The sequence below is a fragment of the Rhodococcus ruber genome, from assembly GCF_027270735.1.
GTDB classification, from domain to species: Bacteria; Actinomycetota; Actinomycetes; order Mycobacteriales; family Mycobacteriaceae; genus Rhodococcoides; species Rhodococcoides rubrum_A.
The window spans coordinates 138,966-153,396 of record NZ_JAPWIJ010000007.1 but is presented as its reverse complement, the minus strand read 5'-3'; the positions used below and the strand labels follow the sequence as shown (position 1 = coordinate 153,396).

At 64.9% G+C, this 14,431-nt stretch carries 11 protein-coding genes; 3 read left to right on the top strand and 8 right to left on the bottom strand.

Annotated elements, in window-relative coordinates:
- Window positions 1–476: 476 nt before the first annotated feature.
- The 5 genes from lnt to O4220_RS17730 all read right to left on the bottom strand — a co-directional run bounded on the left by lnt (window position 477) and on the right by O4220_RS17730 (window position 6,161).
- Entirely contained in the window at window positions 477–2,021 is a 1,545-nt protein-coding gene (gene lnt / locus O4220_RS17750; RefSeq protein ID WP_269606968.1) for an apolipoprotein N-acyltransferase, read from the bottom strand.
- Between the two features lie 55 nt (window positions 2,022–2,076).
- Entirely contained in the window at window positions 2,077–3,672 is a 1,596-nt protein-coding gene (locus O4220_RS17745) for an amidohydrolase (RefSeq protein ID WP_269606588.1), read from the bottom strand.
- A gap of 17 nt (window positions 3,673–3,689) precedes the next feature.
- Complete coding sequence (locus O4220_RS17740; protein ID WP_269606586.1) at window positions 3,690–4,226, bottom strand: FxsA family protein; 537 nt, start codon at window positions 4,224–4,226, stop codon at window positions 3,690–3,692.
- 81 nt (window positions 4,227–4,307) lie between these two features.
- Window positions 4,308–4,964 (bottom strand): response regulator, encoded by a 657-nt coding sequence (locus O4220_RS17735; protein WP_269606584.1) that lies wholly within the window; start codon window positions 4,962–4,964, stop codon window positions 4,308–4,310.
- Window positions 4,965–4,997: 33 nt separating this feature from the next.
- Entirely contained in the window at window positions 4,998–6,161 is a 1,164-nt protein-coding gene (locus tag O4220_RS17730; protein WP_269606582.1) for a sensor histidine kinase, read from the bottom strand.
- 17 nt (window positions 6,162–6,178) lie between these two features.
- Here O4220_RS17730 and O4220_RS17725 point away from each other — a divergent pair, with 17 nt between their 5' ends.
- Genes O4220_RS17725 through O4220_RS17715 form a run of 3 tightly spaced genes read left to right on the top strand, consistent with a single transcriptional unit; the run spans window position 6,179 to window position 9,847 of the window.
- Entirely contained in the window at window positions 6,179–6,946 is a 768-nt protein-coding gene (locus tag O4220_RS17725; protein ID WP_269606580.1) for a TSUP family transporter, read from the top strand.
- 10 nt (window positions 6,947–6,956) lie between these two features.
- On the top strand, window positions 6,957–8,483 hold the full coding sequence (locus O4220_RS17720) for a TldD/PmbA family protein (protein WP_269606578.1): 1,527 nt from the start codon (window positions 6,957–6,959) through the stop codon (window positions 8,481–8,483).
- Window positions 8,480–9,847, top strand: a complete 1,368-nt coding sequence (locus tag O4220_RS17715) for a metallopeptidase TldD-related protein (protein ID WP_269606576.1) — start codon at window positions 8,480–8,482, stop codon at window positions 9,845–9,847. The genes O4220_RS17720 and O4220_RS17715 overlap by 4 nt, the downstream gene beginning before the upstream one ends.
- Window positions 9,848–9,859: 12 nt before the next feature.
- Here the strand turns inward: O4220_RS17715 and O4220_RS17710 are convergent, their stop codons facing one another.
- The 3 genes from O4220_RS17710 to cobN form a co-directional block, all read right to left on the bottom strand.
- Complete coding sequence (locus O4220_RS17710) at window positions 9,860–10,285, bottom strand: VOC family protein (protein ID WP_420030419.1); 426 nt, start codon at window positions 10,283–10,285, stop codon at window positions 9,860–9,862.
- An 87-nt stretch (window positions 10,286–10,372) separates the two neighbouring features.
- The gene (locus tag O4220_RS17705) at window positions 10,373–10,753 is read right to left on the bottom strand and encodes a PPOX class F420-dependent oxidoreductase (protein WP_269606571.1); all 381 of its coding nucleotides are present in this window, start codon (window positions 10,751–10,753) and stop codon (window positions 10,373–10,375) included.
- Window positions 10,754–10,771: 18 nt separating this feature from the next.
- Window positions 10,772–14,377: a cobaltochelatase subunit CobN gene (cobN, locus tag O4220_RS17700; protein ID WP_269606569.1), complete on the bottom strand. Its 3,606-nt coding sequence runs from the start codon at window positions 14,375–14,377 to the stop codon at window positions 10,772–10,774.
- Between the last annotated feature and the right edge of the window lie 54 nt (window positions 14,378–14,431).

The following is a 14,431-nucleotide window of genomic DNA, read 5'->3' as shown; positions in this document are numbered from 1 at the left end:
GCTTCGTCGCGCGTCGCCGACCGGATTGAAACGGGGCGGCTCCCTGTTTTTACCGCGTCGACCGAACCGTGAGTTCGTAGAACGAGCGTGAGACGACGACCGATCGGACAAGTGTCTGCGGCACGAGCTTCCCCTCCCCGAACAGGTGTTCGGCACGAACCCGACGTCGGTGCCGACCCTTCGATCCCGTTACAACGTGTGGCCGAATCTGTCGAGCCCGTCCACCCACTGAAGCCGCCCCGGAAAACCGGCCTCGAACACCTCCAGCGGCTTACAAAGATACAACATTGGCAGGAGCCTTTTGTGCAGTAGTCATAAGAAGCATCGACCACCGCTGCCAGCCTGTTACAGGAGTGACCGTGTTCGCCACTCGAAGCTGCACTATTCGATCGAACGAATGACTCCTCGATAGGAACAGGCGTGACCTCCCTGTATTTATCCGGCGTCGAGGTGTGAAAACGTGGCATTTACGGACTTCACGTTTGTTTGTGTGCCGACTCGCGCCGCCTGATCAGCAGGGTCACACCGAGTGCACCGACAGCAGAAAGACACAGGATCAGCTCCGATCCGAAGCCGAGCCGGGTGGCGACGGTGTGCGTTCGACGCAGCGCAACACTCGAAACCAGCACGTCGGGAGTGAACAGCGGCGTCTGCTGCAACACGTCGCCGTCGGGCGAGACTATTGCGCTGACGCCACTCGTCGCGGCCACCACGACAGTCCTTCCGTGCTCGACGGCCCGTACTCGCGACATCGCCAGTTGCTGGTAGGTCATTTCGGTGTCACCGAAGGTCGCGTTGTTGGTAGGAATGGCAATGAATTCCGCGCCGGACCGGACCGATTCTTCGAGAGCGCGATCGAATGCGACCTCGTAGCACGTTGCTATTCCGGCGGCTATTCCTGCCGCGTGAACCACGCCGTTACCGCTACCAGGGACGAAATATCCCGCCCGGTCGGCATATCCGGAAAACAATCGAAAAAAGCTTCGGTAGGGCAAGTACTCGCCGAACGGTTGAATTATCTTTTTGTCGTGGCGCTCGCCTGGGCCGTCGTCACCGTTCCAGGCGATCACGGAGTTCGAGTTCGTGCCGTCGGCATTGACGAGCACCGTGCCCACGAGGATCGGCGCACCGACGGCAACCGATGCTCGAGTGATGACAGTCGCAGCGTCGGCATTCCGCAGCGGATCGATATCGGACGCGTTCTCCGGCCACACGACGAGATCCGGCGCGGGTTGTCGGCCCGCCTGGACATCGGCCGCCAGAGTCATGGTCTCCCGGACGTGGTTGTCCAGAACTGCGCGGCGCTGTGCGTTGAAATCCAGACCCAATCGCGGAACGCTTCCCTGCACGGCAGCGATAGTGACTGTGCGTTCGCCGTCCTCCGCGTCGTTGGTGTGCAAAGTCGGTAGCAGAGCCAGTGCGAAGATGGACGCGACCGTCGTCACGGCAACGGGAACGACGAAAGATCGCACACTGCGCAGTCGGCAGCTCGCCAGAATCAGCGCTGCCAGGCCGGTTCCGGTCAGGGCCACCCCGAAGGTGAGCAGCGGCGCACCTCCCACGCTCGCCAACGGCAGTAACCAGCCTTCAGGTTGCCCGAAGGCCAGCCGACCCCAGGGGAAGCCGCCGAAAGGAACGCTCGACCGCAACCATTCGGTCAGACTCCACACCAACGCAAGAGACAGTGGCCACCAGGCACTTCGCGCTGCAACCACGCCGAGTACCCCGAACAACCCCACGAAGACGGACTCGGCGGCAGCCAACGCCAACCACGGCATCGGCCCCACGTACACGCCGATCCACGGCAGCAGCGGAACGAAAAATCCCAGCCCGGCGAGATACCCGTAGCCGAAGCCTGCCTTCAGTGACACCGATCGTCGACCGCCGAAGCCGGTCAGTACCAGCGCCAGGAGCGCAATGCCGATCGGTGCCAGGAACCACAGGGTGCGAGGCGGGAAGCTTGCGAAGATCAGTACGCCGGCACCGATCGAGAGCAGGGTCGACACAGTGGCCCCGCGCATACGATCACCCCGTGACGGTGTCTTCTCGACCACCGGAACACTGTCACTGTCACTGTCACTGTTCATGGATGACCTTGCCGCGGTGAACGGTCATCGAACAACGAGGGCTCTCGGCCGACGCGTCGAGGCTGGGCAACGGTGACACCCCGGCACGTGGGTCCGTCGACCACCGTTGGACGCTGTCTTTCGGGGCCCGTACCACGAGTTCGGCGACGTCCCACACGGCGAAGGACGCAGGCGCACCCGGTACCAGCGTGCCCGCCACGCCGTCTCGGACGCCGCCCGCGCGCCACGCTCCCCGCGTCGCGGCGGAGAACGCAGCTCGGGGCGAAACGGCACTGCCCGGCGTGTGGTGGTTGACGGCGGCTCTCGCGGTCGCCCACGGATCGAGGCGAGTGACCGGCGCGTCGGAACCGAAAGCGAGGGCGACGCCGGCCGAGGCCAATCGGGCGAACGGATGGAGTGCGGCGCCGCGTTCGGCACCGAGCCGTGCTGCGTACAGGCCGTCCGAACCGCCCCAGAGAGAGTCGAACAGCGGTTGCACACTGGCGATCACGCCCCACGCGGCCAGAAGATCGGACTGTTCCGGTGTCACCATCGACAGATGCTCGAGCCGGTGTCCACAAGCGGCAACGGCGGGCGTCCCGAGTTCGTCCACCACACGCGCGAAGGCAGTGACGGTGGCCGTGACCGCGGCGTCTCCGATGGAGTGGAAGCCGGCTTGGACTCCGGCCGCAGTACAGGCCGAGATGTGCGCGGTAATCGCATCGACGTCGAGGTAGGAGACTCCCGTACCGGGGTTGTCTGCATAGGGCGACGACAACCATGCGGTACGCGATCCCAGTGATCCATCGACGAAGACGTCTCCGGCAAGGCCATGCGCCCCCGTGTCGGCGAGGACCTGACGTGCCCGCTCGACCGTGTCGACCAGCTCGCCCCAGTAGCCGCGCACCTCCACCCCGTGTGCGGTCGCCATCAGTTCACGGAAGTCGTCGACTCCCGACACGATCGGACCCCCACATTCGTGTACGGCGACGATTCCCTGCGCTGCGGCGTGGTCGAGCGCCGCGCTACGCGCCCGAGTACGGGTGTCCGTGGTCAGCATGGCGCGAGCGGTCAGCCGCGCGAGATGGTGTGCATCGGCGGTGAGCGGGGACTGTGGCGAGTAACCCGTGGCGGAGTCGATACCCGACGCCGCCGCCCGCAACGGCGTCGACACGGCAGCCGAGTGCGAATCGACGCGCGTGAGATACACCGGGCGGCCCGGAGCTGCTGCATCGAGATCGGACGTCGTCGGTGAGCGGTGTTCGATCCACTCCGATTCGTCCCAGCCGTGACCCCATACGAGAGCGTCCGACGTCCTCGCCGCGTACTCGGCAAGTGCACGCATGCAGTCGTCGAGGGATCGGCAATGAGACAGATCCAGTCCGATCAGGGACAACCCCAGATCGGTGACATGTACGTGCGTGTCGACGAATGCCGGTGCCACGAAGGAGCCGGCCAGGTCGGTCACCGGGACTCCGGGGTGAAGCGCACGGCCGGTGCGATCCTCACCGATCCAACTGACGACTCCGTCGGTCACGGCCATGGCGGTGGCGTCGGAGGCCATCGGACTGTAGATCCGTCCGCCGCAGAACAATTCGGTGGTCACGAACGACCAGTCTGCCCCTACCGGTGCGGCTTCCGGAAATCCCCGGTCGGCCGATCCACATGGTCGGCTTCGATCACCTGACCTTCGAGGACGAGTGCGGAACCCGTCGCCGACGACGTTGTGCCCGTGGTGTCGGCGCGATCGTCGAGGATCTCGCCGTCGATGACGGTGGGGCGCATGCGCCGGGTCGCGGTCGCAACCTGCGGCAACCAGCGTGCGGCGGCCCACATCACTGCTGGGCGTAGCAGCCACCTGGTCGGCGGGATCAACAACAGCAACCCGATCACCGTGGTCACCAGTCCCGGCACGAACATCGCGACCGACCCCGCGGCGAAGAGGGCACCATCGGCCACAGCGCCACCGGCCGATCGCTCGCCTCGAGATGCCCGCTGCAGACCGTCCAGCACACGTCTGCCCTGCGATCGCACCAGCAATGACCCGACCAGCGATCCGCCGATCAGCAGGACGACGGTCCAGAGCACACCCAGTGCGCTTCCCACGGCGACCAGCGCTGCGACCTCGACCACGACATAAAGTACGAACAGAGCGAGCATGACGGTCCTTTCTTCGCTTCACCGGTACAACGCGCGGGGCATCGAAATCGCTCCCGGGGTGACCGGTTTGCCGGGAAATTCTCAGGAACCCGGCCGGACGAGGCCGGTTTCGTACGCCAGCACGACCGCCTGGACTCGATCGCGGATATCCAACTTCGTCAGGATTCGGCCGATGTGGGTCTTGATCGTCGCCTCGGACAGATGGAGAACGGCCGCTATCTCGGCGTTGGACAAGCCGGTCGCCAAGTGCACCAGTACCTCGCGTTCACGACCGGTCAGTGCGTCGAGAACCGACGCATCGGTGGTCGAAACGGACTGGGCCACGAACCGCGAGAGCAGCCGCTTGGTGACCTTCGGTGAGACGACGGCATCGCCTGCGGCCACGCTACGAATTGCGGATACCAAATCCTCGGGTGGTGTGTCCTTGAGCAGGAATCCACTTGCGCCCGCCCGAAGCGCTCCCAGGACGTGCTCGTCGAGATCGAATGTAGTCATCACCAAAACCCTTGTATCGGAGCCGGATTCAGTGATGGTTCGAGTGGCGGATACGCCGTCGACGCCGGGCATACGGACGTCCATCAAGACGACAGCCGGTGACAGCCTGCGCACGGCCTCGATGGCACCGGCACCGTCGGATGCCTCGCCGACCACCTCGATGTCGTCCTGGGCCTCGAGCACCATGTTCAATCCCATGCGCATGAGCTCTTGGTCGTCCACGACGACAACGGTGATCGGCACCGAACCAACCTAGCTGTAAAAAGCACCTAGCCCTCACTCGATCGGCAGCGTCGCTCGCACGAGCCAGCTGCCGTGTGGAGTGCGGCCCGCGTGCAGCGTGCCCTGCAGCACGGCCACCCGCTCCCGCATCCCGAGCAGTCCGTGTCCGCCGCCGTCCACGGATGAGACCGTGCCGGTGCCGGTGCCGTTGTCGGAGATCTCGACGGTGACAACATTTTCTTCCCGGACCACCTTGACCACGGCGCGCGGGGCGTGGCCGGCGTGTCGTAGCACGTTGGTGAGCGATTCCTGCACCACACGGTGCACTCCCAGGCTGATTGCCGGGCTGATGTCGTCGAGATTTCCGGTCTGCTCGAGCTCGACGTACAACCCGGCGCGGCCCATCATCTCGACCACCCGGGCGAGGCCGGCTGTGCCGTAATGAGGCATGTCGTCCGAGTCCGGGGAGGTGCGCATCAGGGCGACGGTTCTGCGTAACTCGGCCAGCGCAAGCCGACCGGTGGCGGAAATGTTGGCGACGGCCTGTTCCGCTCGTTCGGGATTGCGCCGGATGGCGTACGAGGCGCCGTCGGCCTGAACCACCATGACGCTGACGCTGTGGGCGATGACGTCGTGAAGTTCACGCGCGATGCGAGTGCGTTCCGCCAGCACGGCTTCCTCGGCGCGGCGGTCTCGGTCGTATTCGGCGACGACCAGTCGAGCCTGCGTCGCCTCGTCGTAGGCCCGCCGAGCACCGAGAAACTCCGCCGCGAGCCAGGACAGCGCGTAGAGAAGAGCACCGAACAACAGTGTCGTGAAGATCGGCTGGTCGAACAGCAGCATGGACGCCACCGAATACGCTGCGAGAGCAACGGCATACACGGCGCCCTGAACTCGTCCGACGTACGCAACAAGTGTGTACAGCATGATCGGCAGAGCCAGCGTTGCCGGGTGACCGTTGACTGTGTCGCCTACCATCGCGCCCGCGATATCGGAGATGCCCGTGGCCACGAGAGTGATCGCCGCGATCGACAGAGGAAAGCGTCGCCGCCATGCAACGGGTACCGACAACACGACCGAGAACACGAGAAACAACGGCCCGTTCATTCCGTCGGCAGAACTGACGAACACCAACATCTCGACGACGAACAGTCCTGCAGCCAGCAATGCATCGGCTACGAAGGGCTGCCCACGGAGCCACAGGCTGAAACGACGCATGTGATTGAGTTTGCCGTATGACTGCCGCGGACTGGGGACTGCTGATGGTGGCTGCGACAGCCGCTGGTTGGGTCGACGCGGTGGTCGGTGGAGGCGGCCTGATCCTGTTGCCCGCAATCCTGCTCGTGGCACCACAACTGACGCAGCAGGCCGCGCTGGCGACCAACAAGGCGACCGCACTATTCGGCACCGTTGCCGCAGTCGTCACCTTCGCTCGGAAGGTCTCGCTGAACTGGACGGTGCTGGTCCCGGCCGGTGTCCTCGCCGCGGTGACCTCAGCGGCCGGTGCTGCCGCAGTCTCGCTGATCGACCGCGAGTTGTTCATCCCGATCATCATGGTCGTTCTCGTCGGCGTTGCGTTGCTCGTGACGTGTCGCCCGACCATCGGTCTCACCGTGGCGTCGTCGCCACCGACGCATCGCAAGGTTCTGATCGTCGTGGGTCTCGCGGCCGCGGGAATCGGTTTCTACGACGGCATCCTCGGACCTGGCACGGGCACGTTTCTCATCATCGTGTTCGCCACGATGCTCGGAACGGAATTCGTGCGTAGCGCTGCGATGGCCAAGGTGATCAATGTCGGATCCAATGTCGGGGCCCTCGCATTCTTCGCCGCCACCGGCAGCGTGTACTGGCAACTCGGAGCTGCCATGGCGGTGTGCAACGTCTTCGGAGCGGTGGTCGGGTCCAGAACAGCGGTGGCCAGAGGTGCCGGTTTCGTCAGAATTGTCTTGCTCGTCGTCGTGGTGGGGATGGTTCTCCGACTCGGCTGGCAGCAATTCGGCTAGCGTCGGTGCAGTGACGAGACACCCGGATCGGTCGGTCGACGCCGACTTCCTCGCCCTGCCCCTGCGGGACCTCGCGGATGCCGCACTGAGCACAGCACGCTCGGCCGGAGCCACCCATGCCGATGTGCGCGTGCAGCGATTGACGACACAGTCGATCTCGCTGCGCGACGGCTCGGTTCAATCCCTGGTCGATGCCGGTGAGATCGGCCTCGCAGTGCGGGTGGTGGTCGACGGGACCTGGGGGTTCGCCTCCCACGCCGAACTCGGCACCGGCGCAGCGTCCGAGACAGCGCGCAAGGCAGTCGAGGTGGCGACGGCACTACGTGCGCTCAATCGCGAACGGGTGGAACTCGCGCACGAGCCGGTCTACTCCGATGCGACCTGGGTATCGGACTACGAGATCGATCCGTTCGAGATACCCACCGCCGACAAGGTTGGGCTGCTCGCGGAGTACTCGTCCCGACTGGCCGCGTCGGACGGCGTCGACCACGTCACCGCTTCGGTGCTGCAGGTCAAAGAGCAGTCCTTCTACGCCGATCTGGCCGGCAGCAGCATCACTCAGCAGCGGGTGCGACTGCATCCCCAGTTCGAGGCAACAACCGTCGACCGGTCCGTCGGTGCTTTCGAGACCATGCGCACCCTCGCGCCACCGGTGGGACGTGGTTGGGAGTACCTCGGTGAAACCAGCACCTGGGACTGGGCCGACGAATTGGCCCGAATTCCCGAATGGCTGGCAGAGAAGGTGAAGGCACCGACCGTGGTGGCCGGACCGACGGATCTCGTCATCGACCCGACCAATCTGTGGTTGACGATACACGAATCCGTAGGGCATGCAACAGAATACGACCGAGCCATCGGTTACGAGGCGGCATATGCAGGTACCTCTTTCGCGACCCCGGACCAGCTGGGGACATTGCGATACGGATCGCCCATCATGCATGTCACTGCCGATCGGACCGAAGTCAACGGTCTCGCCAGTATCGGTTACGACGACGACGGAGTGGCCTCGCAAAGGTGGGATCTGGTCCGCGACGGGACACTGGTCGGCTATCAACTCGATCGTGTCTTCGCCCCCAGGCTCGGGTTGGAGCGGTCCAACGGGTGCGCATACGCAGATTCTCCACATCACGTGCCGATCCAACGTATGGCGAACGTGTCGCTCCAGCCGGACCCGGACACAGACCGAACGACTGCCGACCTCATCGGTGCAGTGGAGGACGGCCTCCACGTCGTCGGCGACAAGTCCTGGTCGATAGATATGCAGCGGTACAACTTCCAGTTCACCGGTCAACGCTTCTATCGCATTCGCAACGGCGTGCTCGACGGCCAAGTGCGCGATGTTGCGTATCAGGCGACCACCACCGATTTCTGGGGCTCGATGGAGCTTCTCGGAGGACCGTCCACCTGGCGGCTCGGCGGCGCCTTCAATTGCGGCAAGGCGCAGCCAGGCCAGGTTGCCGCCGTCAGCCACGGTTGCCCGTCAGCGCTGTTCCGCGGCGTCAACGTCCTCAACACCCGATCGGAGGCAGGTCGATGATCGCGCCGCAGCTGGTGATCGAACGTGCACTCGCCTGCGCGAATGTCGACGACACGATCGTCGTGGTCACCGATTCGAGCGACGCGACGCTTCGGTGGGCCGGAAACTCCATGACCACCAACGGAATCGCGACCTCGCGGCGCTGGGAGGTGGTCTCGATCGTGCGAGACTCGACATCCGTTCGTGTCGGAACCGTGTCGTCGACCAGCGTCGACCCGGGGGATGTCGAGTCCGTAGTACGCGCGAGCGAAGCGGCGGCGAAATCGGCGGAGCCCGCCGACGACGCGATGCCCTTGCTGCCTCGAGATTCGGCCTCGGACCCTCGAGACTGGGACCGTCGAGCGCAACACACGTCGATCGACGTGTTCGGATCGTTGGCAACGGAATTGAACGTCGGGTTCGACGGTCGCGACGCCCTGTACGGATTCGCCCAGCATCGGGTCGACAACGTCTGGCTCGGCACGTCGACCGGCCTGCGTCGTACGTTCACGCAACCGACCGGATCGGTCGAGATAAACGGCAAACGATCGGGGGCCAGCGCCTGGGTCGGTACCGGCACCACGGACTTTCGGGATGTGTCCGCCCAGAGCATGTTGGACGAGCTGTCCATCCGGCTCGGCTGGGCTCAGAACACAATAGAGATGCCGGCAGGACGCTACGAGACGCTGCTACCGCCGTCGGCCGTGGCCGATCTGATGATCTACCTGATGTGGACCATGGAGGGGCGTGGCGCGCAGGAAGGCCGTACTGCGCTTTCGGGTACAGGCGGAACGCGCGTCGGCGAGAAGCTCACCGCGCTGCCGCTCACGTTGTACTCGGATCCGCGCGCAGGCGGCCTCGAGTACGCGCCGTTCGTGGTGGCGGGATCGTCCAGCGATTCGGTGTCGGTGTTCGACAACGGCATGGGCATCGAGCGCGTCGACTGGGTACGTGACGGATCTGTCGCTGCCCTTGCCTATCCGCGAGCGTCGGCCGGGAAGTACGGAGCTCCCGTCGCGGTGCCGGGCGAGAACCTCGTCATGACGGGCGGGACGGATGCCGGCCTCGACGACATGGTGGCCGACACCGAGCGTGGACTGCTGTTGACGACGCTCTGGTACATCCGTGAGGTCGACCCGACCTCGTTGCTTCTCACCGGGCTGACGAGAGACGGCGTGTACGCCATCGAGAACGGTCGAATCACCGGCGCCGTGAACAACTTCCGGTTCAACGAAAGCCCACTGGATCTGCTGCGCCGCGTCACCGAAGCGGGTGCAACGGAGGCGACACTGCCGCGCGAGTGGAAGGACTGGTTCACCCGCACGGCGATGCCGCCGCTGCGCATTCCCGATTTTCACATGTCGTCGGTCAGCGCCGCCCAGTAGCGACCACCCGAGCTACTTGTCGGGTCCGGTGAGCTCGAGAGCGATGTTGTCGGGGTCGCGGAATTCGACGATCGACATGCCTGGACCGGCGTCCTTGATGCCTTCGTGGGCGATACCGAGATCGTCGAGCGTCTTGACGGCGTCTTCGAGGGCCGCTCGCGTATCCACGGTGAAGCTCAGGTGGTCGAGCCCGCACCGGTCTTCACCGAAAGTGTCGTCGCTCGGTGCAACAGGACGCAGGCCGAGCAGTCCCCCGCCGAACTTGTAGATGACTCCACCGAACAGGAACCACAGCGCCTTCTTGGTCTCCTCGTCGGCGTCGGGGTCCCAGGCGTAGGCGACCTCGAAGCCGAACACCGAGTCGTAGAACGACCTCGATCGCTCGATGTCGCGAACGGTGAGACGTACGTGGTTGTAGTCGGTCACTGCGATAGGCACGTGATACTCCATTCCGGCAGCAGGGGAAGCTGCCTCGTGAAGTATTCGGAACCGTGCATGCGAGCGATGGTGCCGATGGTGCCGATTTCAGGCCGCGGTGATGGACAGTCCGACGGAGCCGCTCTTTCCGCGACGCAGCACGCTCCCCTTCACGGTGAGCCAGCCCAGGATTCCGTACTTCGAGGCGACAGCAGCGCGGGCCTTCTCGGTTCCGGTCTCGTCGAGAATCTCGGCGGTGGCGTCCACTGCGTCGCCCTGCGGATTACCGCGCATGTCGCACGGCGCAACGGTCACCTTCGGGTTGCGGCGGATGCGTTTGACCTTCCACGAATCGGCAACCGTCCACATCAGCAGTCGGTCGCCGTCGAGAGCACCCCACAGCGGGGTCGGCACGCCGGTACCGTCCTTCTTGAACGTCGTCAGTAGTACGTACTTGCCTCTGGCAATGGTGTCGAACGTGGCGGCCATACCGCTCAGAGTACGTCGCTACTCCCCTTCGAGGTCACCCTCGGTCTCGAGGTAGACCTGGCGCAACCCGTCGAGAACCTGCTCGTTCGGCTCGGCCCACATCTTTCGCTCCACTGCCTCGAGCAGGCGCTCGGCGATGCCGTGCAGTGCCCAGGGATTCGACTGCTGCATGAACTTCTGGTTCTGCTCGTCGAGCACGTACGTTTCGGCCAGCTTCTCGTACATCCAGTCCTGCACGACATCCGTGGTGGCGTCGTAGCCGAACAGGTAGTCCACCGTCGCCGCCATCTCGAACGCGCCCTTGTAGCCGTGCCTGCGCATGGCTTCGAGCCACTTGGGGTTCACCACGCGGGCGCGGAACACCCGTGCGGTCTCCTCCGAGAGTGTGCGGGTGCGCACCGATTCCGGACGCGTGCTGTCGCCGATATACGCCTCGGGTGACTTTCCGGTCAGCGCGCGCACAGTCGCCACCATGCCGCCGTGGTACTGGAAGTAGTCGTCGGAATCGGCGATGTCGTGCTCGCGTGTGTCGGTGTTCTTGGCGGCAACGGCGATGCGCTTGTACGCCGTGCGCATGTCGTCCGACGCAGGGACGCCATCGAGGCCGCGGCCGTACGCGAAGCCGCCCCATGTGGTGTAGACCTGCGCCAAGTCGTCGTCGCTGCGCCAGGTCTTGCTGTCGATCAACTGGAGCAACCCGGCACCGTAGGTCCCCGGCTTCGATCCGAATATCCTTGTTGTGGAGCGTCTTTCGTCACCGTGTTCAGCGAGATCGGCTTGCGCGTGTGCGCGGACGTAGTTCTGCTCGGGCTCCTCGTCCAAAGCGGCGACCATCCGTACCGCGTCGTCGAGCAGGGCCAGCACGTGGGGGAAGGCGTCGCGGAAGAAGCCACTGATGCGGACCGTGACGTCGATACGAGGACGACCGAGCTCGCCGAGATCGATGACCTCGAGCCGAGTGACCCGGCGGGACGCTTCGTCCCATACCGGGGACACGCCCAGCAGCGCGAAGACCTCGGCAATGTCGTCACCGGAGGTCCGCATGGCCGACGTTCCCCACACCGACAGTCCCACCGATTTCGGCCACTCGCCGTGATCCTGGCGGTACCGAGCGAGCAGTGATTCGGCCATTGCCTGTCCGGTCTCCCACGCCAGTTTCGAGGGCACGGCCTTCGGGTCGACGGAATAGAAATTGCGCCCGGTAGGCAGCACATTGATCAATCCGCGCAGTGGTGAACCGCTCGGCCCTGCCGCGATGAACCCGCCGTCCAGAGCGTGCAGCACCTGCTCGATTTCGCGTGAGGTCCCTCGCAGGCGCGGTACCACCTCGGCGGCAGCGAATTTCAAGATCTCAGCGACCACGTCACCGTGTTCGCCTGCAACGCGCTCGGCCTCGTCCGGATTCCACTGCGTGGCTTGCATGGCCGCGACCAGCCCGTGCGCCACGGCCTCGATGCTGTCGACGCGCGTGCGTTCCTCGTCGCCGTCCTCGCTGAGGCCGAGGGCTTCGCGAAGTCCGGGGACCGTCTGCTCGCCGCCCCACATCTGCCGAGCTCGGAGCATCGCCAGTACGAGTTCGACCTCGGCGTCGCCGACAGGTTCCTGGCCCAGGATGTGCAGTCCGTCGCGGATCTGCACGTCCTTGATCTCACACAGCCATCCGTCGACGTTGAGCAGCATGTCGTCGAACACTTCCTCGTCGGGGCGTTCCTCGAGCCCCAGATCCTTGTGCATCTGCGCCGCGGTCATGAGCGTCCAGATCTGCTGACGAATTGCGGGCAGCTTGGCTGGATCGAGCGCCGAGATGTTCGCGTGCTCGTCGAGCAACTGTTCGAGCCGCGAGATGTCTCCGTAGCTCTCCGCGCGCGCCATCGGGGGAATGAGGTGATCCACCAGAGTGGCATGCGCTCGACGCTTGGCCTGCGTACCCTCCCCCGGATCGTTGACGAGGAAGGGATAGATCAGTGGCAGATCGCCCAGCGCCGCATCGGTTCCGCAGGATGCGGACATGCCGAGCGTCTTTCCCGGCAACCATTCGAGATTCCCGTGCTTGCCCAGATGGACCATCGCATCCGCACCGAAACCGCCGTCTGCCTCGGTAGCCGAGATCCATCGGTACGCCGCCAGGTAGTGATGGCTCGGTGGAAGATCGGGGTCGTGGTAGATCGCGACGGGCTTCTCCCCGAACCCGCGCGGCGGCTGCACCATGATGACCACATTGCCGAATTGCATTGCGGCGATGACAATCTCACCGTTCGGATCGGCAGAGCGATCGACATAGAGCTCGCCCGGTGCCGGGCCCCAATGCTCGATCACACCGTCACGCAGATCCGCGGGGAGCTGCTCGAACCAGGTTCGATACTGCGCAGCCGAGATGCGAATGGGGTTGCCCTCGAGCTGAGCGTCGGTGAGCCAGTTGGGATCCTGGCCACCGCGGGCAATCAGTGCGTGAATGAGTGCATCACCGTCGCGTGCAGCCAGACCGGGCACCGAATCCGGGCCGTCGAGCGGCCCGAGGTCGTAACCGGCAGTGCGCATGTCCGACATCAACGCGATCGCGCTGGCCGGGGTGTCGAGGCCGACGGCGTTGCCGATCCGCGCATGCTTGGTGGGATAGGCCGAGAACATCAGAGCGATGCGGCGGTCGGCGACCGGGATGTGTCGTAGCCGCGCGTGGCGAACGGCGATGCCGGCGACGCGCGCTGCTCGTTCGTGGTCCGGAACGTACGTGGTCAGGCCGTCGTCGTCGATCTCCTTGAACGAGAACGGAACCGTGATGAGACGGCCGTCGAACTCCGGGACGGCAACCTGTGTGGCCACGTCCAGTGGCGACAGTCCGTCGTCGTTCTCGGACCACGTCGCGCGTGAACTCGTCAGGCACAGACCCTGCAGGATGGGAACGTCGAGAGCCGCGAGCTCGGCGACGTTCCAGGCCTCGTCGTCGCCACCTGCAGACGCCCCGGCAGGTTTGGTGCCGCCCGCTGCAAGCACCGTGACAATCAGGGCATCCGCCGACTTCAGCGTCTCGAGCAGGTCGGACTCCGCCGTGCGCAGCGACGCACAGTAGATCGGAAGGGCCGTGGCACCGGCGTTCTCGACCGCGGCCGCGAGGGCATCGATGTACGTGGTGTTTCCGGCCAGATGCTGGGCGCGGTAGTAGAGAATCGCCACCGTCGGACCGTCGGAGTGCGGGGTCGAGTTCCGTTCGAGGTGCCCCCACGTCGGCAGGTGCCGCGGAGCATCGAAACCGTGACCGGTCAGCAAGACGGTGTCGGAGAGGAAGTTGTACAGCTGACGCAGGTTGTCCGACCCGCCCTCGGCCAGATAGTTGTGTGCTTGCGCTGCCACATTGGCCGGCACCGTCGAGATCTCCATCAGATCCGCATCCGGTGCCTGCTCACCGCCGAGAACGACAACGGGAAGCCCGGTGGCGAGTACGGCGTCGATGCCCGCCTCCCACGAGCGGCGCGATCCGAGGATGCGCACGATGATCAGCTCGGCCGACTCGGCCATCGACGGGATGTCCTGCGCCAGTAGGCGAGATGGGTTGCCCCAGGCGAAGTCGGCTCCACTGGCACGGGCACTGAGCAGATCTGTGTCCGACGTGGACAGCAACAAGAACACGGGTAACGCCCTCCTCGGGGGTTTTCGCGCCCCTGAACTAGGTGGATCTTCTCT